This window comes from Kitasatospora sp. A2-31 (genome assembly GCF_022288725.1).
In the GTDB taxonomy this organism is placed as follows: domain Bacteria; phylum Actinomycetota; class Actinomycetes; order Streptomycetales; family Streptomycetaceae; genus Kitasatospora.
In genome coordinates, this window is record NZ_JAKNTA010000007.1 from 228,966 (window position 1) to 252,972 (window position 24,007).

Annotated in this window: 16 protein-coding genes, 2 rRNA genes and 1 other annotated feature (1 of these 19 running past the window's edge); of the genes, 14 read left to right on the forward strand and 4 right to left on the reverse strand. The window is 71.9% G+C overall.

All coding sequences use genetic code 11. The features are described 5' to 3' along the window. Positions 1 to 538 (forward strand) — a sequence feature (mutual gap in cmsearch alignment for this rRNA model is longer than 100) (it extends 713 nt beyond the left edge of the window). A gap of 273 nt (positions 539 to 811) precedes the next feature. The 3 genes from MCM47_RS21275 to MCM47_RS21290 all read left to right on the forward strand — a co-directional run bounded on the left by MCM47_RS21275 (position 812) and on the right by MCM47_RS21290 (position 5,597). Further along, positions 812 to 3,932 (forward strand): 23S ribosomal RNA (locus tag MCM47_RS21275). Between the two features lie 108 nt (positions 3,933 to 4,040). Then, positions 4,041 to 4,157: ribosomal RNA gene (gene rrf, locus MCM47_RS21280) — 5S ribosomal RNA — on the forward strand. Between the two features lie 615 nt (positions 4,158 to 4,772). Continuing rightward, complete coding sequence (locus tag MCM47_RS21290) at positions 4,773 to 5,597, forward strand: tetratricopeptide repeat protein (protein ID WP_238863437.1); 825 nt, start codon at positions 4,773 to 4,775, stop codon at positions 5,595 to 5,597. Positions 5,598 to 5,821: 224 nt separating this feature from the next. Here the strand turns inward: MCM47_RS21290 and MCM47_RS21295 are convergent, their stop codons facing one another. Continuing rightward, positions 5,822 to 7,192: a DUF1015 family protein gene (locus MCM47_RS21295; protein ID WP_238863243.1), complete on the reverse strand. Its 1,371-nt coding sequence runs from the start codon at positions 7,190 to 7,192 to the stop codon at positions 5,822 to 5,824. Positions 7,193 to 7,285: 93 nt separating this feature from the next. Between MCM47_RS21295 and MCM47_RS21300 the strand changes: the two genes are divergently transcribed. Both MCM47_RS21300 and MCM47_RS21305 read left to right on the forward strand, forming a co-directional pair. Continuing rightward, positions 7,286 to 7,960 (forward strand): tetratricopeptide repeat protein, encoded by a 675-nt coding sequence (locus MCM47_RS21300; protein WP_238863244.1) that lies wholly within the window; start codon positions 7,286 to 7,288, stop codon positions 7,958 to 7,960. 28 nt (positions 7,961 to 7,988) lie between these two features. After that, entirely contained in the window at positions 7,989 to 9,032 is a 1,044-nt protein-coding gene (locus tag MCM47_RS21305; RefSeq protein ID WP_238863245.1) for an HAD-IIA family hydrolase, read from the forward strand. A gap of 137 nt (positions 9,033 to 9,169) precedes the next feature. Here the strand turns inward: MCM47_RS21305 and MCM47_RS21310 are convergent, their stop codons facing one another. Further along, a complete protein-coding gene (locus MCM47_RS21310) occupies positions 9,170 to 9,517 on the reverse strand; it encodes an SCP2 sterol-binding domain-containing protein (protein ID WP_238863246.1) in 348 nt (115 codons plus the stop codon). Between the two features lie 155 nt (positions 9,518 to 9,672). Here MCM47_RS21310 and MCM47_RS21315 point away from each other — a divergent pair, with 155 nt between their 5' ends. The 4 genes from MCM47_RS21315 (at position 9,673) to MCM47_RS21330 (ending at position 12,878) form a co-directional block, all read left to right on the forward strand. Next, positions 9,673 to 10,596 carry a hypothetical protein gene (locus MCM47_RS21315; RefSeq protein ID WP_238863247.1) on the forward strand — a complete coding sequence of 308 codons (924 nt, stop codon included), beginning with the start codon at positions 9,673 to 9,675 and terminating at the stop codon, positions 10,594 to 10,596. Beyond that, positions 10,589 to 10,843 (forward strand): hypothetical protein, encoded by a 255-nt coding sequence (locus tag MCM47_RS21320; protein WP_238863248.1) that lies wholly within the window; start codon positions 10,589 to 10,591, stop codon positions 10,841 to 10,843. Before MCM47_RS21315 ends, MCM47_RS21320 begins: the two co-directional genes overlap by 8 nt. Before the next feature lie 39 nt (positions 10,844 to 10,882). Further along, positions 10,883 to 11,689 carry a TlyA family RNA methyltransferase gene (locus MCM47_RS21325; RefSeq protein ID WP_238863249.1) on the forward strand — a complete coding sequence of 269 codons (807 nt, stop codon included), beginning with the start codon at positions 10,883 to 10,885 and terminating at the stop codon, positions 11,687 to 11,689. 286 nt (positions 11,690 to 11,975) lie between these two features. Then, positions 11,976 to 12,878 (forward strand): NAD kinase, encoded by a 903-nt coding sequence (locus MCM47_RS21330; protein ID WP_238863250.1) that lies wholly within the window; start codon positions 11,976 to 11,978, stop codon positions 12,876 to 12,878. Positions 12,879 to 12,969: 91 nt separating this feature from the next. On the opposite strand, the gene MCM47_RS21335 is transcribed toward MCM47_RS21330, so the two are convergent. Next, positions 12,970 to 14,481, reverse strand: a complete 1,512-nt coding sequence (locus MCM47_RS21335; RefSeq protein ID WP_238863251.1) for a PLP-dependent aminotransferase family protein — start codon at positions 14,479 to 14,481, stop codon at positions 12,970 to 12,972. 137 nt (positions 14,482 to 14,618) lie between these two features. Here MCM47_RS21335 and MCM47_RS21340 point away from each other — a divergent pair, with 137 nt between their 5' ends. From MCM47_RS21340 to MCM47_RS21350, 3 genes are all read left to right on the forward strand, one after another. Beyond that, on the forward strand, positions 14,619 to 15,413 hold the full coding sequence (locus MCM47_RS21340) for a hypothetical protein (protein WP_308222393.1): 795 nt from the start codon (positions 14,619 to 14,621) through the stop codon (positions 15,411 to 15,413). A gap of 88 nt (positions 15,414 to 15,501) precedes the next feature. Then, positions 15,502 to 17,235, forward strand: coding sequence for a DNA repair protein RecN (gene recN, locus MCM47_RS21345; protein ID WP_238863439.1), 1,734 nt, complete (start codon positions 15,502 to 15,504; stop codon positions 17,233 to 17,235). A 255-nt stretch (positions 17,236 to 17,490) separates the two neighbouring features. Further along, positions 17,491 to 18,660, forward strand: coding sequence for a glycosyltransferase family 4 protein (locus MCM47_RS21350; RefSeq protein ID WP_238863252.1), 1,170 nt, complete (start codon positions 17,491 to 17,493; stop codon positions 18,658 to 18,660). A 51-nt stretch (positions 18,661 to 18,711) separates the two neighbouring features. Here the strand turns inward: MCM47_RS21350 and MCM47_RS21355 are convergent, their stop codons facing one another. Further along, positions 18,712 to 20,709, reverse strand: coding sequence for a glycoside hydrolase family 15 protein (locus tag MCM47_RS21355; RefSeq protein WP_238863253.1), 1,998 nt, complete (start codon positions 20,707 to 20,709; stop codon positions 18,712 to 18,714). A 764-nt stretch (positions 20,710 to 21,473) separates the two neighbouring features. Between MCM47_RS21355 and MCM47_RS21360 the strand changes: the two genes are divergently transcribed. Both MCM47_RS21360 and MCM47_RS21365 read left to right on the forward strand, forming a co-directional pair. After that, on the forward strand, positions 21,474 to 23,117 hold the full coding sequence (locus MCM47_RS21360) for a CTP synthase (RefSeq protein ID WP_238863254.1): 1,644 nt from the start codon (positions 21,474 to 21,476) through the stop codon (positions 23,115 to 23,117). A 92-nt stretch (positions 23,118 to 23,209) separates the two neighbouring features. Continuing rightward, positions 23,210 to 23,845, forward strand: a complete 636-nt coding sequence (locus tag MCM47_RS21365) for an NUDIX hydrolase (RefSeq protein ID WP_238863255.1) — start codon at positions 23,210 to 23,212, stop codon at positions 23,843 to 23,845. Positions 23,846 to 24,007 lie beyond the last annotated feature (162 nt).

A 24,007-nucleotide genomic window follows, 5' to 3' on the forward strand; every position in this document is an offset into this window, starting at 1 on the left:
AACGTCTAGAGATAGGCGCCCCCTTGTGGTCGGTATACAGGTGGTGCATGGTTGTCGTCAGCTCGTGTCGTGAGATGTTGGGTTAAGTCCCGCAACGAGCGCAACCCTTGTTCTGTGTTGCCAGCGAGTAATGTCGGGGACTCACAGGAGACTGCCGGGGTCAACTCGGAGGAAGGTGGGGACGACGTCAAATCATCATGCCCCTTATGTCTTGGGCTGCACACGTGCTACAATGGTCGGTACAAAGGGCTGCGATGCCGCGAGGCGGAGCGAATCCCAAAAAGCCGGCCTCAGTTCGGATTGGGGTCTGCAACTCGACCCCATGAAGTTGGAGTTGCTAGTAATCGCAGATCAGCATGCTGCGGTGAATACGTTCCCGGGCCTTGTACACACCGCCCGTCACGTCACGAAAGTCGGTAACACCCGAAGCCGGTGGCCTAACCCGTAAGGGGAGGAGCCGTCGAAGGTGGGACCAGCGATTGGGACGAAGTCGTAACAAGGTAGCCGTACCGGAAGGTGCGGCTGGATCACCTCCTTTCTAAGGAGCACATAGCAGCTTCGGGCGAACGTCCCGGAGTGCTCGCTCATGGGTGGAACGTTGACTATTCGGCACACTGGGTTGGCATTCGTTAGTACTGCTTCGGCGTGGAACACGGGTTGTTGATCGGGTGTGTCGGGCACGTTGTTGGGTCCTGAGGGAACGGAAGTTGCCTCAAGGATGCCGGTCTCACTGAAGAGGTGCCCTTTGGGGTTCTTGGAGGTGGGTGACTGGTCGTTGTTTGAGAACTGCACAGTGGACGCGAGCATCTGTGGCCAAGTTTTTAAGGGCGCACGGTGGATGCCTTGGCACCAGGAACCGATGAAGGACGTGGGAGGCCGCGATAGGCCCCGGGGAGCTGTCAACCGAGCTTTGATCCGGGGGTGTCCGAATGGGGAAACCCGGCAGTCGTCATGGGCTGTCACCCGCTGCTGAACACATAGGCAGTGTGGAGGGAACGCGGGGAAGTGAAACATCTCAGTACCCGCAGGAAGAGAAAACAACCGTGATTCCGGGAGTAGTGGCGAGCGAAACCGGATGAGGCTAAACCGTATTGGTGTGAGACCCGGCAGGGGTTGCCAATACGGGGTTGTGGGAATGAGCTTCAGTCGTCTGCCGGCGGCTGGGCGAGTCAGAAACCGTATGGATAGTCGAAGGACATGCGAAAGGTCCGGCGTAGAGGGTAAGACCCCCGTAGGCGAAATCTGTACGGCTTGCTTGCTCATCTCCCAAGTAGCACGGGGCCCGAGAAATCCCGTGTGAATCTGGCGGGACCACCCGCTAAGCCTAAATATTCCCTGGTGACCGATAGCGGATAGTACCGTGAGGGAATGGTGAAAAGTACCGCGGGAGCGGAGTGAAATAGTACCTGAAACCGTGTGCCTACAAGCCGTGGGAGCGTCGTCAGTGGGCTTGCCTGCTGGCCGTGACTGCGTGCCTTTTGAAGAATGAGCCTGCGAGTTTGCGGTGTGTAGCGAGGTTAACCCGTGTGGGGTAGCCGTAGCGAAAGCGAGTCCGAATAGGGCGGTTGAGTTGCATGCCCAAGACCCGAAGCGGAGTGATCTAGCCATGGGCAGGTTGAAGCGCGGGTAAGACCGTGTGGAGGACCGAACCCACCAGGGTTGAAAACCTGGGGGATGACCTGTGGTTAGGGGTGAAAGGCCAATCAAACTCCGTGATAGCTGGTTCTCCCCGAAATGCATTTAGGTGCAGCGTCACGTGTTTCTTGCCGGAGGTAGAGCACTGGATAGGCGATGGGCCTCACCGGGTTACTGACCTTAGCCAAACTCCGAATGTCGGTAAGTGAGAGCGTGGCAGTGAGACTGTGGGGGATAAGCTCCATGGTCGAGAGGGAAACAGCCCAGAACACCGACTAAGGTCCCTAAGCGTGTGCTAAGTGGGAAAGGATGTGGAGTCGCAGAGACAACCAGGAGGTTGGCTTAGAAGCAGCCACCCTTGAAAGAGTGCGTAATAGCTCACTGGTCAAGTGATTCCGCGCCGACAATGTAGCGGGGCTCAAGCACACCACCGAAGTCGTGTCATTGCAGCATGAAGGGCTAACGCCTGCTGTGATGGGTAGGGGAGCGTCGTGTGCCGGGTGAAGCGGCGGTGGAAACCAGTCGTGGACGGTATACGAGTGAGAATGCAGGCATGAGTAGCGATACAAGAGTGGGAAACTCTTGCGCCGATTGACCAAGGGTTCCTGGGTCAAGCTGATCTGCCCAGGGTAAGTCGGGACCTAAGGCGAGGCCGACAGGCGTAGTCGATGGACAACGGGTTGATATTCCCGTACCCGCTTTGAAGCGCCAACGCTGAACCTCTTGATGCTAAGCCCGTGAAGCCGGCCCGGAGTCTTCGGACGATGGGACGTGGTGGAGCCGGTGACCCAACGGGGTAGTAGGTGAGCGATGGGGTGACGCAGGAAGGTAGTCCAGCCCGGGCGGTGGTTGTCCCGGGGTAAGGGTGTAGGCCGTGAGGTAGGCAAATCCGCCTCACATTAAGGCTGAGACCTGATGCCGAGCCGATTGTGGTGAAGTGGATGATCCTATGCTGTCGAGAAAAGCCTCTAGCGAGTTTCATGGCGGCCCGTACCCCAAACCGACTCAGGTGGTCAGGTAGAGAATACCGAGGCGTTCGGGTGAACTATGGTTAAGGAACTCGGCAAAATGCCCCCGTAACTTCGGGAGAAGGGGGGCCATTCCTGGTGACGGCACTTGCTGTCTGAGCTGGGGGTGGCCGCAGAGACCAGCGAGAAGCGACTGTTTACTAAAAACACAGGTCCGTGCGAAGCCGTAAGGCGATGTATACGGACTGACGCCTGCCCGGTGCTGGAACGTTAAGGGGACCGGTTAGCTAGAGTTCGCTCTGGCGAAGCTGAGAACTTAAGCGCCAGTAAACGGCGGTGGTAACTATAACCATCCTAAGGTAGCGAAATTCCTTGTCGGGTAAGTTCCGACCTGCACGAATGGCGTAACGACTTCTCGACTGTCTCAACCATAGGCCCGGTGAAATTGCATTACGAGTAAAGATGCTCGTTTCGCGCAGCAGGACGGAAAGACCCCGGGACCTTTACTATAGCTTGATATTGGTGTTCGGTTCGGCTTGTGTAGGATAGGTGGGAGACTGTGAAGCAGCAACGCCAGTTGTTGTGGAGTCGTCGTTGAAATACCACTCTGGTCGTGCTGGATGTCTAACCTGGGTCCGTGATCCGGATCAGGGACAGTGTCTGGTGGGTAGTTTAACTGGGGCGGTTGCCTCCTAAAGGGTAACGGAGGCGCCCAAAGGTTCCCTCAGCCTGGTTGGCAATCAGGTGTTGAGTGTAAGTGCACAAGGGAGCTTGACTGTGAGACTGACGGGTCGAGCAGGTACGAAAGTAGGGACTAGTGATCCGGCGGTGGCTTGTGGAAGCGCCGTCGCTCAACGGATAAAAGGTACCCCGGGGATAACAGGCTGATCTTCCCCAAGAGTCCATATCGACGGGATGGTTTGGCACCTCGATGTCGGCTCGTCGCATCCTGGGGCTGGAGTAGGTCCCAAGGGTTGGGCTGTTCGCCCATTAAAGCGGTACGCGAGCTGGGTTTAGAACGTCGTGAGACAGTTCGGTCCCTATCCGCTGTGCGCGTAGGAGTGTTGAGAAGGGCTGTCCCTAGTACGAGAGGACCGGGACGGACGAACCTCTGGTGTGCCAGTTGTTCTGCCAAGGGCATGGCTGGTTGGCTACGTTCGGGAGGGATAACCGCTGAAAGCATCTAAGCGGGAAGCCTGCTTCGAGATGAGCACTCCCACCTCCTTGAGAGGGTAAGGCTCCCAGTAGACGACTGGGTTGATAGGCCGGATATGGAAGCCCTGTGAGGGGTGGAGTTGACCGGTACTAATAGGCCGAGGGCTTGTCCTCAGACGCTCGCGTTCACTGTGTGGTTCCCGGGTAGCGAACAGCTATCGCCGGCGAACAAGGAAACACTTATCAACTGAAAAGTGTGTTTCGCTGAATACCCGATAGGGTTTCGGTGGTCATAGCGTGAGGGAAACGCCCGGTTACATTCCGAACCCGGAAGCTAAGCCTCACAGCGCCGATGGTACTGCAGGGGGGACCCTGTGGGAGAGTAGGACGCCGCCGAACAATCATTCAAGGCCGCGGCCCCAGCGATTCGCTGGGGCCGCGGCCTTTTTGTGTTTTGCGAACGTGTGCACCTCCGGTGCTCGGGACCGTGACGACCGTGGCGGCTTCCGCCGTGACGACCGTCCCCAGGGTGGCGGTTTCCGTCGCGATGACCGTCCCTCCGGCGGCTTCCGTCGGGACGACCGTGACGACCGTCCGCGCCGTGACGACCGTCCGTCCGGTGGGTTCAACCGTGACCGCGACGACCGCGGCGGCTTCCGCCGCGACGACCGTCCGCAGGGTGGCGGTTTCCGTCGGGACGACCGTCCGTCCGGTGGGTTCAACCGTGACCGTGACGACCGCGGTGGCTACCGCCGTGATGATCGCCCGCAGGGCGGCGGCTTCAACCGTGACCGTGACGACCGCGGTGGCCGTCGCTTCGAGGGGCGCCGCGACGACCGTCCGCAGGGCGGCGGTTTCCGCCGCGACGACCGTCCGCGCCGGGACGACCGTCCGTCGTACCGCGACCGTGACGACCGCGGCGGCCGGGACTACGACGACCGCCGTGGCAACTACGAGCCGGTCAAGCGCCTGCCGATCCCGGAGGACGTCACCGGCTTCGAGCTGGACGCGGACGTGCGCCAGGAGCTCAAGAGCCTGCCCAAGACGCTGGCCGACGACGTCGCCCGCAACCTGGTGATGGTCGCCCGCCTGCTGGACGGCGAGCCGGAGGAGGCCTACCAGTACTCCCGCGTCGCGCTGCGGCTGGCCTCCCGGGTCGCCGCCGTCCGCGAGGCGGCCGGTTTCGCCTCGTACATGACGCAGCGTTACTCCGAGGCGCTCACCGAGTTCCGTGCCGCCCGTCGGATGACCGGTCGTGCCGACCTGTGGCCCGTGATGGCGGACTGCGAGCGCGGTCTCGGCCGTCCGGAGCGCGCGCTGGCGATGGCCGGCGAGCCCGAGGTGAAGCAGCTGGACAAGGCCGGCCAGGTGGAGATGCGCCTGGTCGCGGCCGGCGCCCGCTCCGACATGGAGCAGTTCGACGCGGCCGTGGTCACCCTGCAGAGCCCGGAGCTGGCCTCCAGCACCGTGCAGCCGTGGACCGCGCGCCTGCGGTACGCCTACGCCGAGGCGCTGATCGCGGCCGGCCGTGGCGACGAGGCCCGCGAGTGGTTCGCCAAGGCCGCCGAGGCCGACACCGACGGCGCGACCAACGCCTCCGAGCGGCTCGCCGAGATCGACGGTCTGGAGTTCGTGGACGCGCTCGACCCGGAGCTGGAGGACGAGGCCGAGCAGGCCGAGACCCCGGCTGCGGCGAAGTCGCGCGGCGGCGTGCCGGACGAGCGGGAGATCTTCGAGGACGAGGAAGACGTCGAGGAGTTCTACGACGAGGACGACCTGGAGATCGACGAGGACTTCGACGGTGTCGTGCCGGAGCGGTCCACCGACGCCAAGGCCTGAGGCCTGACGGCGCCCGGTACCGACTGAGGCCCTGCCTCCACCACGGAACACCGTGGTGGAGGCAGGGCCTCTTCGCTGTCTGCGGCTGTCCCCGGCCCGTCCGCGCCGGGAGCGGCAGTCCGTGTCGGGAGCGACCGTCCCCACCTGAACCACCGTCCCCCCTGAACCACCGTCCACCCGGGCGGGCCGGCCCTCACCGGCCGGACCGGTGACCCGGGCGGTCCTCAGCCCAGTTCGAGGCTGCGCAGGACCAGCCCGGTGGCCGGCTTGGGGCCGAAGGAGGTCGACTTGCGGGGCATGGTGACGCCCTGCTCGGCGAGCCGGCGGACCACGCTCTCGCGCACCGGGTGCAGCAGCACCGCCGTGCCGCCGCTGCGGGCCGCCTCGCGTTCGGCGGCCACGGCCGTGTGCAGGTAGCCGATGTCGTCCGGCCCGTCGGGGATGCGCCAGGTGTGGTCGAGCAGGGTGGCGTGCAGGACGGTCGCGTCCAGGTGGCGCCACTCCTCCGGCCGGTCGTGCGGGACGGTGGCGTCGAGCAGGGCCTCGTCGGGTTCGCCCACCAGCCAGTAGGTGCCGTCGCCGCCGGTGAGCACGAAGCTGCTGCCGCCGTGCCGCTTCTGCTCGGCGAGCGCCTGCAGGGCGGTCTCCAGTGGGCCGGCGACCTCCTTGACCTGCCAGCGGTCGCCGAGCTTCTCCAGCGCCTCGGCGATCGGCAGCCGGTACAGCACCCGGTGGATCGCCCGGACCTGGAGCGGGTAGCGGGCGGTGTCGACCAGCAGTACCAGGCCGCGGTCCCAGGGGCTGCGCGGGAGGTGGCGGTGCTCGCGCTGGAGCCGCAGGTACATCTCCCAGCGGTGGTGCCCGTCGGCGATCAGCGCGCGGCAGGTGGAGAGGTCGCGGCTGACCTCGGCGATCTCGGCGACGTCGGTGACGGCCCAGAGCCGGTGGTGGGTGCCGTCCGAGGTGGTGGTGGTCAGCAGCGGCTCGCCCCGGACGGCGCGCTCGACCACGCCGGCCGCGCCGCCGTTGCCCCGGTAGGTGAGCAGCAGCGGTTCGAGGTTGGCGCGGGTGGTGCGCATCAGACCGACCCGGTCGGCGACCGGTCTGGGCATCACGTCCTCGTGGGGGAGGACGACGGCGGCCTCGCTGCCGCTGACGGCGAGCGCGCCGATCAGGCCGCGCTGGAGCAGCTCGGGCGAGTCGCCGGCGGCGGGCACCCGCTGCTCGTAGACGTACAGCGCGGGCACCGGATCGGGGGCCAGGACGCCCTCGCGCTGCCAGTCGCGCAGCAGGCGGGCGGCGTGGCGGTAGCGGGTGTCGCGGTCCGGGCGGTCGCCGGGCTCGTCCGGTTCGGGGCGCGGGAGGATCAGCCGGACCACGTTGTGCGGGTCGGCGGTCTCCAGGTCGAGCCGTCGGCCCGGATCGACCACGTCGTACGGCGGCGAGGTCACGGCAGCCAGCGCGCCGACCCGATCGGGGACGTAACGCAGGCCTCGGAAGGGGAACAGGGACAGGCCTGCAGTGGCGACGTGCCCGGGATCGCCGGGGCCGCCCTGCGGAGACTCCGCTCCGCTTTCTGCACTGGGTGCGCTCATTCTGGGCATCGTAACCGGGTACGCGTTGTTCAGAGATCGGAACACCCGTGCTGGTCGGTGGGGCGGGTGTCGTGACCGAGGGCGAGGTACGGCGTGAACGATCGGACAGGCGGGGGCGAGGCGTCCCACGAGGCGGCCGTCTCGGGCGCCGGCGGAAACGGTCCCGGCGCGGGCGCCGGCACGCCCGGCGGGGGCGACGGAGTGCCGGAGCCGGACCGGGCGGGGGAGCCCGCGGGGGACGTGTACGACTGGTTCCGCCGCGGCGGTCGGCTGCTGGCGCAGGGGCACCCGGCGGCGGCCGAGCAGCTGCTGGCGCGGGCGGCCGCGGCGGAGCCGCACTCGCGCAGCATCCGGGAGACGCTGGCGAGGGCGCAGTTCGACGCCGGCTCCTACGCGGCGGCGCTGGAGAACTTCCGGGCCGTCGCCCTGGCCGATCCCTCGGACGACTACGCTCAGTTCGGATGGGGCGTCGCGGCGGCCCGGCTGGGCGACTTCGAGACGTCCGCCGAGCACCTGGCGCTGGCCGTGGCGATGCGTCCGGAGACCGACCACTACCGGGCCGCGCTGCGGCAGACCCGGGCGACCCTGGCGGCCCGCGCCGGGGCGTTCGGCCCGCTGCTGCCGGGGGCGCCGGGTTACCTGGAGCCCCCGGGGGCCTCCGGGGGGCCGCCCGGCCTGCCGCCGAGCGGCGGGGAGGACCGCGGGGGCACGGACCCGGACGCGGACGGCGCGGACGGGCGGGGCCCCGCCCCGGGAACGAACGAGTGAGCGACCCAGTGAACGAGGTAGAACAGGCATGACCGAGACGGCCACCACCGCGCGACGGACCGCCCCCGGCGGGAGCGGCCGCCCGCTCACCGAGGCGTACGACACGGCCCTGCTGGACCTCGACGGCGTCGTCTACGCGGGGCCGGACGCGATCGAGCACGCGGTGGAGTCGCTGGAGGCGGCCCGGGTGGCCGGGATGCGGCTGGCCTACGTGACGAACAACGCCTCCCGCCCGCCCCGGGTGGTGGCCGAGCACCTGACCGGGCTGGGCGTGGCCGCCGAGCCCGACGACGTCATCAACTCGGCCCAGGCGGCCGCCCGGGTGGTGGCCGAGAAGGTCCCGGCCGGGGCGAAGGTGCTGGTCGTCGGCGGTGCGGGCCTGGAGGAGGCGCTGGCGGAGCGGGGGCTGGTGCCGGTGCGCACGCTGGCCGAGGAGCCGCTCGCGGTGGTGCAGGGCTTCGACCCCTCGGTGGGCTGGCAGCACCTGGCGGAGGCCTCCTTCGCGGTCCAGCGCGGTCTGCCGTGGGTGGCGTCCAACCTGGACCTGACCGTCCCGCAGGCGCGCGGCATCGCGCCGGGCAACGGCACGCTGGTCGCCGCGGTCCGGGCGGCGACCGGCGTGGAGCCGGAGGTGGCGGGCAAGCCGCTGCCGCCGATGCACCGCGAGACGGTGCTGCGTACGGGTGCGCGGCGGCCGCTGGTGGTGGGGGACCGGCTGGACACGGACATCGAGGGCGCGTTCAACGGAGGGGTGGACAGCCTGCTGGTCTTCACCGGCGTCACCACGCCGGCGCAGTTGCTGACGGCGCCGGCGGAGCACCGGCCGACCTACCTGTCCGCGGACCTGCGCGGGCTGCTGGTGCCGCACTCCGCGGCGGTCGGGCAGCCGGACGGCGGCTTCGGCTGCGGCGGCTGGGTGGCCGTGGCGCAGGACGGCGAGCTGCGGCTGACGGCCACCGGGGAGGACCGCTGGGACGGCCTGCGCGCGCTCTGCGCGGCGGCGTGGACGGCGCTGGACGCGGCCGGCGAGCCGGTGGACGGGCGGAAGGCGCTGGCCGAGCTGGGCTTCTGATCCCCCACTCTGCGCAAGGGCGCGGGGCCGCCGGGTGCGGGCCGGCTCAGAGCCGGGTGCGGTTGGGGTCAGAGCAGGGTGCGGGCCGGCTCAGAGCCGGTTGCGGGCGGGGTCAGAGCCGGGTACGGGCGCGCGGGTCAGAGCAGGGTGCGCAGCCGTAGCAGGTCGCGGAGGCCGGCCTCCAGCTTGACCCGGCCGGTGGCCCAGGCCGAGGCGAAGTTGAGCCTGCCGTCGACGAGGGCGACCAGGTCGTCGCTGCTCATGGTGAGCCGGATCTCGGCCTTCGCGGCGGGCGGGCCGGGCGCCTCGGTGACGTCCTCGATCCGGCCGCCGCGCAACCGGCCGGAGAAGGTCAGGTCGAGGTCGGTGATCCGGCAGGTCAGCGAGCGGTCGAGGGCGGCGGCCTTGCGGACGTCGCCGGTGGAGCGGGCCAGGTTCCTGCTGAGCTGTTCCAGTGCCGCGCGGCACTCCTCGGCGTTGGCCATGGCGGCTGGTCCACTCCCTGTACGACGGCGGCGGTGACTGCGGGGCCACGGTACCCCAGCACGGTTTTGGCTGTAGCGTCGTCAGTGGGTGCCCGGAACGGGTCCGGGTGCCACGGCGACAGAGCGATGCGCAGAGGCGCTTAGGAGGCACCCGGATGCTGCCGAAGACGGTGCGGGGAGTGGTGGAGGTCGCCGCCGGGCTGGTGGAGGAGGTCGGCAAGCGGGTCGTCGGGACGGCGGCCGGACTGCTGGAGAGGACCGGGGTGGATGTCGCCGGGGTGGAGCGGAAGCTCGGCGGGCAGTTCCCGCCGTCCCCGGAGGCGCTGCAGACGCTGGCCGGGGAGGCGGTGACCGCGGGCCGGGCCGGGCTGGACCTGGCGGTCGGCGTGGCGCGGGGCGAGGTCGAGCGGGCCTTCGAGAAGGTCGGCGACCAGGTGACCAAGGTCGGGGTGGTGCTCGCCTACCTGGAGAGCAAGCTGCGCGAGGTCGAGGGGGAGGCCGTGCCCGCGGCGAAGGCGCCGGCGGCCGAGGAGCCGGGGCCGGCCCCGCGTGCGGACGGGCTCTTCGAACGGGGCTGGGAGAAGGGGGAGGAGCCCGCCGCGCCCGCCACCCGGGTGGCCGCGGAGCCGATAGTGGCCGAGCGGGTGGAGGTGGACGCGCCGGTGGAGGTCGACCCGCCGGTCCCGCCGGCGCGCACGGCTCCGGAGCCGAAGACGCCGGCGGAGTCGGACTCGGCGGCGGAGCCGGACTCGGCGGCGCCGGTGCCGGAGGCCCCGGGCGCGGGGAAGACCGCGGCCGCGAAGCCGGCGCAGCCGACGAAGTCGCCGGCCGGGAAGGCCGCGGCGAAGAAGGCCGCGGCGAAGAAGGCGACGGCGAAGAAGGCTGCGGCCGGTGCGGCGCCTGCCGAGAAGGCGCCGGCGAAGAAGGCCGCCACCAAGAAGGCCGCGGCCAAGAAGACGGTCGCCAAGCGGACGGTCGCCAAGAAGACCACCGCCGGGCAGGAGGCTCCCGCCAAGCGGACCGCGACCAGGAAGACCACCGTCCGGAAGACCAGCACGACGAAGAAGCCCGATGCCTGATCACGACCCCGGCCTCGACGCCCCGGACCGTCCGGGCGCCCCCGAGGCCCTCGACGTCGCCGACCCGCTCGGCGGCGCACCGCTCCCGCTCGGCGTCGAGCTGACCCCGACCGGTCACCCGGCCGTCGACGCCGGGCTGGCCCGGCTCGCGGCACTGGACGGGGTGCCGACCGGGGCGCACGTCGCGGTGTACGAAGATGTTCACCAGCGGCTCACCGACACGCTGGCCGCGCTCGACCGGGACTGACCCGCAGAACCATCCGTAGGAGCTGAAACACCAGTGGCAGTGGCACGACGCCGTCTCGACGCGGAACTGGTCCGCCGCAAGCTGGCCCGGTCGCGGGAGCACGCGTCCGAGCTGATCGCGGCCGGCCGGGTGACCGTCGGCGGCACCACCGCGACCAAGCCGGCCACCCAGGTGGAGACCTCGGCGGCGGTCGTGGTGGCGAAGGACGAGAACGATCCCGACTACGTCTCCCGCGGCGGCCACAAGCTGGCCGGGGCGTTCGCCGCCTTCATCCCGCAGGGCCTGGTGGTCGAGGGCCGCCGGGCGCTGGACGCCGGTGCGTCCACCGGCGGGTTCACCGACGTGCTGCTGCGCGCCGGCGCGGCGCGGGTGCTGGCGGTGGACGTCGGCTACGGGCAGCTCGCCTGGTCGCTGCAGAGCGACGAGCGGGTGACGGTCATGGACCGCACCAACGTGCGCGAGCTGACCCTGGAGCTGATCGGCGGGACGCCGGTCGACCTGGTGGTCGGCGACCTCTCCTTCATCTCGCTGGGTCTGGTGCTGCCCGCGCTGGCCGGCTGCGCCGCCGAGGACGCCGACCTGGTGCTGATGGTCAAGCCGCAGTTCGAGATCGGCAAGGAGCGCCTCGGCAGCGGCGGAGTGGTGCGCAGCCCGCAGCTGCGCGCCGAGATGGTGCGCCAGGTCGCGGGGCAGGCGTGGGAGCTGGGGCTGGGCGTGCGCGCGGTGACCGCGAGCCCGCTGCCCGGTCCGTCCGGGAACGTCGAGTACTTCCTCTGGTTGCGCCGGGACGCACCCCCGTTGGATCCGGCGGACGCGGACCGGGCCGTTGCGGAGGGCCCCGGATAGGCTGCTCTGCGGACGTCCGGTCCGTCATGCCGGGTCGACGCGGCCGCACCGGCCGACGGCGACCCGGCCGACGTAGGGAGAGGGCAGCTGGCATGAGCGGGCGAATCATGGGGGTACTCCTGGCCGGGAGCCGGGAGCGGATCGTCGCGGGGAGCGCGTCTCGCGGGGCGGCGGTCGGGCGGGGCCACGGCCTCGGTACCGGCAACCGCATCAGAATCGGCAGCGGTGTCAGCGGTGTCAGCGGAGTCAGCAGCGGAAGCGGCGGCAGGGGCAGCGAGGTGGGCGCATGAGCGACGAGCGGACGGTCTTCCTGATCGCGCACACCGGCCGTGAGGCCGCGCTGCGCAGCGTCGAGGGCCTGGTGCACGGCCTGCTCAAGGCGGGCATCCGGATCCGGCTGCTCGCCGCCGAGGCGGTGGACCTGGATCTTCCGGACGGCGTGGAGCGGGTGCCCGGCGGGCCGGGGGCCGCCGACGGCTGCGAGCTGATCCTGGTCGCGGGCGGCGACGGGACACTGCTGCGCGGGGCCGAGCTGGCGCGCGAGCACGGGCTCCCGATGCTCGGCATCAACCTCGGCCGGGTCGGCTTCCTCGCCGAGGCCGAGCGCGATGACCTGGCCGTGGTGGTCGAGCGGGTGGTCGACGCCGACTACGAGGTCGAGGAGCGGATGACCCTCGACGTGATCGTGCGGACCAACGGCGACGTGCTGCACCACGACTGGGCGCTGAACGAGGCGTCGATCGAGAAGGCGTCCCGGGAGCGGATGCTGGAGGTGGTGACCGAGGTGGACGGCCGCCCGGTGTCCAACTTCGGCTGCGACGGCGTGGTCTGCGCGACCCCGACCGGTTCGACGGCGTACGCCTTCTCCGGTGGTGGGCCGGTGGTCTGGCCGGAGGTGGAGGCGCTGCTGATGGTGCCGATCAGCGCGCACGCGTTGTTCGCCCGGCCGCTGGTGACCTCGCCGGACTCGGTGCTGGCGGTGGAGGTGCAGCCGAAGACCCCGCACGGGGTGCTCTGGTGCGACGGGCGGCGTTCGGTGGAGCTGCCGGCCGGCGCGCGGGTCGAGGTGCGCCGGGGGCAGACGCCGGTGCGGCTGGCACGGCTGCACCGGGCGCCGTTCACCGACCGGCTGGTGGCCAAGTTCGCGCTGCCGGTGACGGGTTGGCGCGGCCGGCACGACACGCACTGAGCCGGTGGGGGCGGGGTCCGTCGCGGTCCCGCCCCCACCGTTTCCGCGGGATCACTCACCGGCCTTGCGCTGCAGTGGAGATGGCGAAGCGTCAGACCGCCAGTGGCTGGCTCTCGTCGGCGGAGTCGCGCCATCGGCCGCCGGCGGCCCGTGCGGCGACCTCGGCGAGCCGGTCGACGGCTCCGGGGACGGCCGCGGCGGGCACGGTGAGCGGAATCCGGATGTGCTGCTCGAACGCGCCGTCCGCGCCGAAGCGGCTGCCCGCGGCGATCCGCACGCCGACCTGCTCTCCGGCTCGGGCGAGCGCCGCGCCGGAGAGGCCGCCGGTCGAGACCCAGAAGGCGAGTCCGCCGGGCGGCGGGGCGTAGCGCCAGTCGGGCAGGCGGGTGCGCAGGGCGTCGGCGAAGGCCTCGGCGCCGGCCCTCAGACGGGCCAACTGGTGGGCGCGGACGGCCTCCAGCGGCTCGCCGAGCAGTTCCGCGGCGATCAGCTGGTCCAGGACGGGGGCGCCGACGTCGCTGTAGACGCGCTCGGTGGCGAGACGGCGGACCAGGGCCGGCGCCGCCCGGACCCAGCCGATCCGCAGGCCGCCCCAGAGCAGTTTGCCGGCCGAGCCCACCGTGACCACCTGGGCCGAACGGTCCAGCGCGGCGGTCGGGCGGGGGAGGGCGGCGCCGTCGGCGACGCCCCAGCCGAGTTCGGCGGTGGTCTCGTCGACCAGGACCACCGCGCCCGCGGCGCGGGCGGCGGCGAGCAGTTCGCGCCGCTGCTCCTCGTCGACGAGGGCGCCGGTCGGGTTGTGGAAGTCGGGGATCACGTAGGCGGCCCTGGGCGCGGCGCCGTGCAGCACCCGGCGCCACTCGGCGAGGTCCCAGCGCGGCGGCCGGGTCGGCCCGTCCGGCGAGGCGTACGGGACGGGGACCAGCCTGGCGCCGCCGCGGCGCAGTGCCTGCAGGGTGTGGGCGTAGCTGGGCGCCTCGACCGCCACCCGGTCGCCGCTTCCGATCAGCGCCCGCTGCGCAAGGTGGAGACCGCCCATCGCGCCGATGGTGATCAGGATCTGGTCGGGGGAGGTGGGCAGTCCGCGCTCGGTGTAGCGGCGGGCGACCGCCTCGCGCAGGACGGGGACGCCGGTGGGGAAGTGGCCGTGCCCGGCGGCGTAGGCGGGCAGCTGCTCGACGGCCCGGGCGGCGGCGGCGCCGAGGAACGGCTGCGGGGCGGGGAGCGCGGCGACGCCGAGGTCGAGGGTGCGGCCCTGCTCGTCCGGCGGCACCGGGTGCAGTGCGTCGCCGGGCGGCGGGGCTCCCTCGGGCAGGGCGGTCCAGCTGCCGGAGCCTCGACGGCTGTGCAGGTAGCCGTCGGTGCGCAGGGCCTCGTACGCGGTGGCCACGGTGGTGCGGCTGAGCCGCAGGGCCAGGGCGAGTTCGCGCTCGGCGGGGAGGCGGGCGCCGACCGGCAGCCGGCCCTCGGTGACCAGGAGGCGGATCTGCCCGGCCAGGGTGCGGTAGGCGGGCCGCCGGGTGGCGGCGGGTTCGGGCAGGCGTGCGGTGGAGAGCAGCCGGGCGAGCGCGGCGGCGGTGACGGTGGTGTGCCAGTCGGCCATGGCGGAATCAGTCCACTTGCTCGGGATTGGCCCTGGAGCGGGCCTCATTGGCCTTGCCATCATCGCAGGGCGGCCGTTGAGTCCGCCACCGTCGAGGCCGTGCCCCGGGCGGTGCAGTACCACCAGCCGGAGTACCGATGGCCACCACCAGCCCGCCCCCGTCCACCACCACCGAAACCGACACCAGCACCGGCACCGACACCACCACCGAAACCGGCAGCGCCACCTCCACCGCCACCACCACCGCCACCGCCACCGGCCCTGCCGCCGGGTCCACGGCGGCGGCCGGGGGCCGGAGCCTCGCCGACCGCCTGCTCGGCGACACCCACGCGCTGGGCCGCCGGCTCCCGCAGCTCGCCGTCGGACTCGGCCTCTACGGGGCGAGCATGGCGCTGATGCTGCGCTCCGGCCTCGGCCTCGACCCCTGGGACGTCCTCCACCAGGGCCTGCAGCGGACCGCCGGCCTCTCGGTGGGCGCCTGGGTGACCATCTGCGGCGCCCTCGTCCTGCTGTTCTGGATCCCGCTGCGCCAGCTCCCCGGCCTCGGCACGGTGGCCAACGTGCTGGTGATCGGTGCGGCGATGGACCTCACCCTGCGGGTGGCCGGCGAGCCGGGCCCGCTGCCCGCCCGGATCGCCCTGATGGCGGCCGCGATCGTGCTGAACGGCCTGGCCACCGGCCTCTACATCGGAGCCCGGTTCGGCCCGGGGCCACGCGACGGGCTGATGACCGGCCTGCACCGGCGCACCGGCCGCTCGCTGCGGCTCATCCGTACCGCCATCGAACTGACGGTGTTGGCGGCGGGTGTCCTGCTCGGCGGCACCGCCGGCGTCGGCACCGTCGCGTATGCGCTGGCCATCGGCCCGCTGGTGCAGTTCTTCCTGCCGTGGTGCACCGTCCCCGCACCGGGGCAAACCTCCCGGAACGGATGAACCTGCGTGCACGGAGTTGCCGCGCGACGTTGTCGCTCGTCGCGCAGCGGGGGTGGAACCTCGTAAGGTCGTCTCCGTGTTGGACGAGATGCGGATACGGGATCTTGGGGTCATCGACGACGCGGTGGTCGAGCTGGCCCCCGGCTTCACCGCCGTGACGGGTGAGACCGGCGCCGGCAAGACCATGGTGGTGACCAGCCTCGGGCTGCTGCTCGGCGGCCGGGCCGACCCGGCCCTGGTGCGCAACGGCAGCGGACGCGCGGTGGTCGAGGGCCGCCTCGAACTGCCGGCCGACTCCCCGGTGGCCGCCCGCGCCGTCGAGGCGGGGGCGGAACTGGACGACGGCGCGCTGCTGATCAGCCGCACCGTCTCCGCCGAGGGCCGCTCCCGGGCGCACGTCGGCGGCCGGGCCGTACCGGTCGGGCTGCTCGCGGAGCTCGGCGAGGACCTGATCGCCGTCCACGGGCAGACCGACCAGCAGCGGCTGCTCCGTCCGGCCCGCCAGCGCGGCGCGCTGGACCGGTACGCGGGCGAGGCGGTGGCCGAGCCGCTGGCCCGCTACCGCGAGGTCTACCGCCGGCTGCGCGAGGTCTCCGCCACCCTGGAGGAGCTGACCACCCGGGCCCGCGAGCGCGCCCAGGAGGCGGACCTGCTCCGCTTCGGCCTGGACGAGGTCGCCGCCGCCGAGCCGGTCGCCGGTGAGGACGTCGAGCTCGGTGCCGAGGCCGAGCGCCTCGGCCACGCCGACGCGCTCTCCTCCGCCGCCACCCTCGCCCACGCCGCGCTGGCCGGGGACCCGGCCGACCCGGAGGCGCTGGACGCCGGCACCCTGCTCGCGCAGGCCCGCCGCGCCCTGGACGCCGTCCGCCACCACGACGAGCGGCTCGCCGCCCTCGCGGACCGGTTGAACGAGGTGGGCTACCTGCTCGCCGACGTGGCCGGCGACCTCGCCGGCTACGCCGACGACCTGGACGCCGACCCGGTCCGGCTGGCCGCGGTCGAGGACCGCCGGGCCGTCCTGGCCCAGCTGCTGCGCAAGTACGGCGGCCCGGAGAACTCCCTCGCGGAGGTGCTGGTCTGGGCCGAGGAGGGCTCCGCCCGGCTGGCCGAACTCGACGGCGACGACGAGCGGATCGACGAGCTGGGCGCCCGGGAGACCGCGCTGCGCGCCGAGCTGGCCGAGCTCGCGGCCGAGGTGTCGGCCGCCCGGCAGGCCGCCGCCGGCCGCTTCGCCGAGGCGGTCTCGGCCGAGCTGGCCGAGCTCGCCATGCCGCACGCCCGGGTCACCTTCTCGATCAGCCAGGTCGACGACCTGTCCGGGATCGAGATCGAGGGCCGCACCGTCGCCTACGGCCCGCACGGCGTGGACGAGGTCGAGGTGCTGCTGGCCCCGCACCCCGGTGCGCAGCCGCGTCCGATCGCCAAGGGCGCCTCGGGCGGTGAGCTCTCCCGGGTGATGCTGGCCGTCGAGGTGGTCTTCGCCGGTGCGGACCCCGTCCCGACCTACCTCTTCGACGAGGTGGACGCCGGCGTCGGCGGCAAGGCCGCGGTCGAGATCGGGCGCCGCCTGGCGAAGCTGGCCGAGTCCGCCCAGGTCGTGGTGGTCACCCACCTGCCGCAGGTCGCCGCGTTCGCCGACCGGCACCTGGTGGTGGAGAAGACCGACGACGGCACGGTGACCCGCAGTGGCGTCAAGGTCCTCAGCGACGAGGAGCGGGTGCGCGAGCTGTCCCGGATGCTGGCCGGCCTGGAGGATTCCGAGCTGGGCCGCGCCCACGCCGAGGAGTTGCTGGCCGCCGCCCGGGCGCCGCGCCACCGCTAGGCCGGCGCCGGGCGAACCCGAGTCGGACCCCCGAGTCCACTCCCGGGCCCCGACCCACGAGGCGGGCCCGGCTCCGCCACCCGGTGGGCGGCGGCCCTCTGCCGACCGCGACGCGCCCCCGTGGCGCCGACTGTCCAAGAGGGCCGCCGACCTGGCATGGTGGCGGCTGGACACTGGCTTTCCAGTCCCGAGCGCCGCTGCGGGCGATCCTCGCATCACGGCGCCCGAACCTGATCGAGTCGGATGCGAGACGACGTGGACCATTCCGCCGCCCGGGCCACCGCGGCCGCCCCTGAACCCGGCCAGCTGCACGTGGTGCTCGTCCTGGCCGCCAGCACCGGTGGCATCGGCGCACATGTGCGCTCCCTGGCACAGGGCCTGGTCGCGCACGGAGTGACCGTGACGGTGTGCGGGCCGGCCGGCACGGACGAGCTGTTCGGATTCTCCCGCTCCGGCGCCAGGTTCCACCTGGTCGACATCACCCCCACCGCGGGCGCCCGCAGCGACGCCACCGCGATCGGCGAGCTGCGCCGCGCCTTCACCGGCGCCGACGTGGTGCACGCCCACGGCCTGCGCGCGGGGCTCCTGTCCGACCTGGCGCTGCGCACCGCCGGCCGCTTCCCGGGCCTTCGCCCGGAGACCCCGCTGGTGGTCACCTCGCACCACGCGCTGCTCGCCACCGGCATGGAGCGCCGGCTGCAGCGGCTGATGGAGCGCCGGGTGGCGCGCGCCGCCGACCTGGTGCTCGGCGCGTCCTCCGACCTGGTGGCCCGGGCCCGCGAACTGGGCGCCACCGACGCCCGGCTCGGGCCGGTCGCCGCGCCGCCGATGCCCGAGGGCCGGCTGGAGCGGGACGAGGCCCGAGCCGTGCTGCTCGGCGCCGGACCGGACCGGCCGCTTGTGCTGGCGGTGGGCCGGCTGGTCCCGCAGAAGGCGTTCGGACTCCTGTTGGACGCCTCCCGGGAGCTGGCCGCCCTGGACCCGCAGCCCCTGGTGCTGCTCGCCGGGGACGGCCCCGAGGCGCCCGGCCTGCGCGAGCGGGTGACGGCCGAGAAGCTCCCGGTGCGGCTGCTCGGCTACCGCACCGATGTGCCCGACCTGCTGGCGGCCGCGGACGTGGTGGTGGTCTCCAGCCGCTGGGAGGCCCGCTCGCTGGTGGTCCAGGAGGCGATGCTGGCCGGCGTGCCGGTGGTGGCGACGTCCGTCGGCGGCATCCCCGAGCTGGTCGGGGACGCGGCGGTGCTGGTCCCGCCCGGCGACGCGGCGGCGATCGGCCGGGCGGTGCGCGGGCTGCTGGCCGATCCGGCCCGCCGTGACCGTCTTGCGGAGGCCGGCCGGCAGCAGGCCGGGACCTGGCCGGACGAGGCCGCCACCGTGGCCCAGGTGCTCAGCACCTACGACGAGCTGGTCCAGCGCAGCCTGTAGGAAGCAGGACAGGGCGGGGCGGGCGCCCGGCCGGCGGCCGGGCGCCACCGGTCAGACCGTGGCCTGCTCGGCCCGGTCCGCGGCCGGGCCGTTCGGCTGGGCCGAGAGGTACGCGCCGCCGCAGGCGGTCAGCCGCAGCGCGGTGTCGATCAGCGGGACGTGACTGAACGCCTGCGGGAAGTTGCCGACCTGGCGCTTCTCCCGCGGGTCCCACTCCTCGGCGAGCAGGCCGAGGTCGTTGCGCAGCGACAGCAGCTTGTCGAACAGCTCCCGGGCCTCCTGGACCCGGCCGATCATGGCGAGGTCGTCGGCCAGCCAGAACGAGCAGGCGAGGAAGGCGCCCTCGTGGCCGGAGAGCCCGTCGACGTTGTTGCCGCTCTCGTCGTGGGTCGGGTAGCGCAGCACGAAGCCGTCCTCGGTGGAGAGCTCGCGCTGGATCGCCTCGATCGTGCCGATGACGCGCTTGTCGTCCGGCGGCAGAAAGCCCACCTGGGGGATGAGCAGCAGCGAGGCGTCCAGTTCCTTGCCGCCGTAGTACTGGGTGAAGGTGTTGCGCTCCGGGTCGTAGCCCTTCTCGCAGACGTCCCGGTGGATGGTCTCGCGCAGTTCGCGCCAGCGCTCCAGGTGGGTGTCGGAGGGGGCGTCCTCGGGGGTCTGCTCCAGCAGCTTGATGGTGCGGTCGACGGCGACCCAGGCCATCACCTTGGAGTGGACGAAGTGCCGGCGCGGGCCGCGCACCTCCCAGATGCCCTCGTCCCGCTCCTGCCAGTGCTCCTCCAGGTACTCGATCAGGCGCAGCTGGAGGTGGTGGGCGTGGTCGTTGCGGACCAGGCCGGTCATGTGGGCCAGGTGCAGGGCCTCGACCACCTCGCCGTAGACGTCGAGCTGGAGCTGGCCGGCCGCGCCGTTGCCGACCCGGACCGGCTGGGAGCCCTCGTAGCCGGGCAGCCAGTCCAGCGAGGACTCGGTCAGCTCCCGCTCGCCGGCGATGCCGTACATGATCTGCAGGTTCTCCGGGTCGCCGGCGACGGCGCGCAGCAGCCACTCGCGCCAGGCGCGGGCCTCGTCCCGGTAGCCGGTGCGCAGCAGCGAGGAGAGGGTGATCGCGGCGTCGCGGAGCCAGGTGTAGCGGTAGTCCCAGTTGCGCTCACCGCCGAGGTCCTCGGGCAGGGAGGTGGTGGGCGCGGCGACGATGCCGCCGGTGGGGGCGTAGGTGAGGCCCTTGAGGGTGATCAGCGAACGGATCACGGCCTCCCGGTAGGGGCCCTGGTAGGTGCACTGGCCGGCCCAGTCGTGCCAGAAGTCGGCGGTGGCGTCGAGCATCTCCTCGGCGTCCGGGGCGGTCGGCGGATCGAGGTGGGAGGCCTGCCAGGTCAGGGCGAAGGCGATCCGGTCGCCGGCGGCGACGGTGAAGTCGGCGTAGGTGGTGAGGTTGCGACCGTAGGTCTCGGCCTCCCCGTCCAGCCAGACCGAATCGGGGCCGGCCACGGCGACGGTGCGGTGGCCGCCGTCGGCCTGCTCGACGCGGTGCACCCAGGGCACGACCCGGCCGTAACTGAAGCGCATCCGCAGCGCGGAGCGCATCCGGACGGTGCCGGACAGGCCCTCGACGATCCGGATCATCTGGGGGACGGCGTCGCGGCCGGCCAGCGGGCGCGGCGGCATGAAGTCGATCACCCGGACGCTGCCGCCCGGGCAGTCCCATTCCTGCTCCAGGATCAGCGAGTCGCCGCGGTAGCGGCGCCGGTCGGCGGGGACGGCCGGGGCGGCGGCGGTGGCGGGCGGGACGCGCAGGTCGCCGGTGTCGGTGAGGCGCACGCGGCCGGCGGCCGCGGTCGGCTCGGTCGCGGGGGCGGGCAGCTCGGCGGCCACCGCCTCGGCCGGGCCGATCCGCCAGAAGCCGTGTTCATCGGTGCCGAGCAGGCCGGCGAAGACCGCCGGCGAGTCGAACCGGGGCAGGCACAGCCAGTCGACCGCCCCGTCCCTGCTGACCAGGGCGGCGGTCTGCATGTCCCCGATGAGTGCGTAGTCCTCGATACGGCCGGCCACGTGGATCTCCAGTTCGCAATGTGGTCAGGACGCATCGGCGATCCGGGGAGAGCCAGCGGGTCTGCGGGGCCGGGGGCCACCCCGGGACGTCCGGCCCGCCGATGGGTGGTGGCGGGCCTTGCTGGAGTGTCCGCGCGAGGCCTTCGAGCCCCTGGAGTGGGTGGGGAGGAGCTGTTTTTCGGGGAGGTCCGGTCGCGCATCGGGGACCGAGAGGTGTCCTGACCCTCCCACGCCCTCCGCGTGCTCGTGTGTCGGCGATGCGTCCGTGCAGCTTACGACGGACGAAAGGGGCGAAGCACGCGGGCGCAGCTCTGCGTGGCGCCGCAATTCGGCGGAAATGCCGTGCATCGCGGGGCCGACGTGCAGGATGGCCCGGAAGGATCAGCTCCGGATGGTCCGCCGGGAGGGCGGCGCATGGCCCGGACGAGCGCCGCCGGGTGGCCCGCCCGGGCCGGTGGTGCGACGGATGTGACACGTGCGCCGTACGGTGCGCCGGTGGTGCGCCGGGCGCGTGGTTCCGTGCCACCGGGCGCGGGCCGGAAAGCGCCCCGGCCGGGTCACTGATACCCTGGTATCCCGTGGACCGGTGGGATCAAACGCCCCGGACCAGCCGAACCGACGACCCTGCGAGCGACGTGCCCAGCACCGCGCTCCCGTCGCCAGGCGAGCCGCGAGCCTCCCGCCCACGTCACCTTCGACACGCGACCCACGGGAGCCCCCTCTTGGCACAGCCCCATTCCGGCAAGGCAGCGAACGGCCGCGCCGTGACGACCAAGCACCTCTTCGTCACCGGGGGTGTCGCCTCGTCGCTCGGCAAGGGCCTCACCGCCTCCAGCCTCGGCGCCCTGCTCAAGGCCCGAGGCCTGCGCGTCACCATGCAGAAGCTCGACCCGTACCTCAACGTGGATCCGGGCACCATGAACCCGTTCCAGCACGGTGAGGTCTTCGTCACCGACGACGGCGCCGAGACTGACCTCGACATCGGCCACTACGAGCGGTTCCTGGACACCAACCTGCACGGTTCGGCCAACGTCACCACCGGCCAGGTGTACTCGACCGTCATCGCCAAGGAGCGCCGCGGCGAGTACCTGGGCGACACCGTCCAGGTCATCCCGCACATCACCAACGAGATCAAGTCCCGGATCCGCCGGATGGCGACCGAGGACGTCGACGTGGTGATCACCGAGGTCGGCGGCACCGTCGGCGACATCGAGTCGCTGCCCTTCCTGGAGGCCGTCCGCCAGGTCCGCCACGAGGTCGGCCGGGACAACGTCTTCTTCGTGCACGTCTCCCTGCTGCCCTACATCGGCCCCTCCGGCGAGCTGAAGACGAAGCCCACCCAGCACTCGGTGGCCGCGCTGCGCAACATCGGCATCCAGCCGGACGCCGTGGTGCTGCGCGCCGACCGCGAGGTGCCGCAGGCCATCAAGCGCAAGATCTCGCTGATGTGCGACGTGGACGAGGAGGCCGTGGTCGCGGCCATCGACGCCAAGTCGATCTACGACATCCCGAAGGTGCTGCACGGCGAGGGCCTGGACGCGTACGTCGTCCGCCGCCTCGACCTGCCGTTCCGCGACGTCGACTGGACCACCTGGGACGACCTGCTGCGCCGCGTCCACGAACCGCAGCACATCGTCAAGGTCGCGCTGGTCGGCAAGTACATCGACCTGCCGGACGCCTACCTGTCGGTGACCGAGGCGCTGCGCGCCGGCGGCTTCGCCAACAACGCCCGGGTCGAGATCAAGTGGGTCACCTCGGACGACTGCGAGACCCCGGAGGGCGCGCAGGAGCACCTCGGCGACGTCGACGCGATCTGCATCCCCGGCGGCTTCGGCGACCGCGGTGTCGACGGCAAGGTCGCCGCGATCACCTACGCCCGCGAGAACCGGATCCCGCTGCTCGGCCTCTGCCTGGGTCTGCAGTGCGTGGTCATCGAGGCCGCCCGCAACCTGGCCGGCCTGCCCGAGGCCAACTCCACCGAGTTCGACGCCGCCGCCAAGTACCCGGTCATTTCCACCATGGCCGAGCAGCTGGCGATCGTCGACGGCAAGGGCGACCTGGGCGGCACCATGCGCCTGGGCCTGTACCCGGCCAAGCTCGCCGAGGGCTCGATCGTCCGCGAGGTCTACGGCGGCGAGCAGTACGTCGAGGAGCGCCACCGCCACCGCTACGAGGTCAACAACGCCTACCGCGCGGACCTGGAGAAGACCGGCCTGGTCTTCTCGGGCCTCTCGCCCAAGGGCGACCTGGTCGAGTACGTCGAGTACCCGCGCGAGGTGCACCCCTACCTGGTGGCCACCCAGGCCCACCCGGAGCTGAAGTCCCGCCCCACCCGCCCGCACCCGCTGTTCGCGGGCCTGGTCAAGGCGGCCATCGACATCAAGACGGCGCAGCCCGCCGCCGAGTAGTAGACGACACGTCACCGGACGGCGGTCCCGCGATTCCCGCGGGGCCGCCGTTCGGCGTTAGATTGTGTCGTACTGACGAAAAGGGGAGACCGATGGACGACCAGCGCATCCACGACGTGGCCGAGGAGTGGGAGACCCGGGGGACCACCACACCGTTCCAGGGCAGGGTCACCGGCGTGCGCACCGAGGAGGTCCGGATGCCCGACGGCGGCTGGGCCCGCCGCGACTACCAGACCCACCCCGGCTCGGTCTCCGTCCTCGCCCTCGACGAGCAGCAGCGGGTGCTGATCGTGCGCCAGTACCGCCACCCCGTCCGCCAGCGGCTCTGGGAGCTGCCGGCCGGCCTGCTCGACGTGCCCGGGGAGAACCCGCTGCACGCGGCCCAGCGCGAGCTGTACGAGGAGGCGCACTGCAAGGCCGGGACGTGGCGGGTGCTGGTCGACTTCTACACCTCGCCCGGTGGCACCGACGAGGCGCTGCGGCTCTTCCTCGCCACCGACCTCGCGGACGCGGAGGGCGACCGCTACGAGGCCCACGGCGAGGAGCTGGAGCTCGAGACCGCCCGGGTGCCGCTCGCCGAGCTGGTCCGGCTGATTCACGCCGGCGAGCTGCACAACCCCACCCTGATCACCGGTACCTTCGCCCTGCACGCCGCGCTCACCAGCCCCGGCGGGCTCGATGCCCTGCGCTCGCCCGAGGCCCCCTGGCCGGCCCGGCCGTTCTCCTAGGGCCGTCCGGGGCCCTGGCGCCGATCCCGGGCCTGCCCGGTCCAGGGCTCGGGTCGCCGCCGGTGCGCTCGGACCCGGTGCCGGCGGACCCGGTGCCGGCGGGCGTCGCTCCCCTCGGCGTCGGCCCGCCCGGCCGGCTCCCGTGCGGGCCGGCGGTCGCGG

Bases quoted from the DNA above. Each gene is read 5' to 3' on its own strand.
- MCM47_RS21295 (WP_238863243.1), bottom strand. From the start codon at position 7,192: ATGAGCGCACCCAGTGCAGAAAGCGGAGCGGAGTCTCCGCAGGGCGGC.
- MCM47_RS21305 (WP_238863245.1), top strand. From the start codon at position 7,989: ATGACCGAGACGGCCACCACCGCGCGACGGACCGCCCCCGGCGGGAGC.
- MCM47_RS21310 (WP_238863246.1), bottom strand. From the start codon at position 9,517: ATGGCCAACGCCGAGGAGTGCCGCGCGGCACTGGAACAGCTCAGCAGG.
- MCM47_RS21315 (WP_238863247.1), top strand. From the start codon at position 9,673: ATGCTGCCGAAGACGGTGCGGGGAGTGGTGGAGGTCGCCGCCGGGCTG.
- MCM47_RS21320 (WP_238863248.1), top strand. From the start codon at position 10,589: ATGCCTGATCACGACCCCGGCCTCGACGCCCCGGACCGTCCGGGCGCC.
- MCM47_RS21330 (WP_238863250.1), top strand. From the start codon at position 11,976: ATGAGCGACGAGCGGACGGTCTTCCTGATCGCGCACACCGGCCGTGAG.
- MCM47_RS21335 (WP_238863251.1), bottom strand. From the start codon at position 14,481: ATGGCCGACTGGCACACCACCGTCACCGCCGCCGCGCTCGCCCGGCTG.
- MCM47_RS21340 (WP_308222393.1), top strand. From the start codon at position 14,619: ATGGCCACCACCAGCCCGCCCCCGTCCACCACCACCGAAACCGACACC.
- recN (WP_238863439.1), top strand. From the start codon at position 15,502: ATGCGGATACGGGATCTTGGGGTCATCGACGACGCGGTGGTCGAGCTG.
- MCM47_RS21365 (WP_238863255.1), top strand. From the start codon at position 23,210: ATGGACGACCAGCGCATCCACGACGTGGCCGAGGAGTGGGAGACCCGG.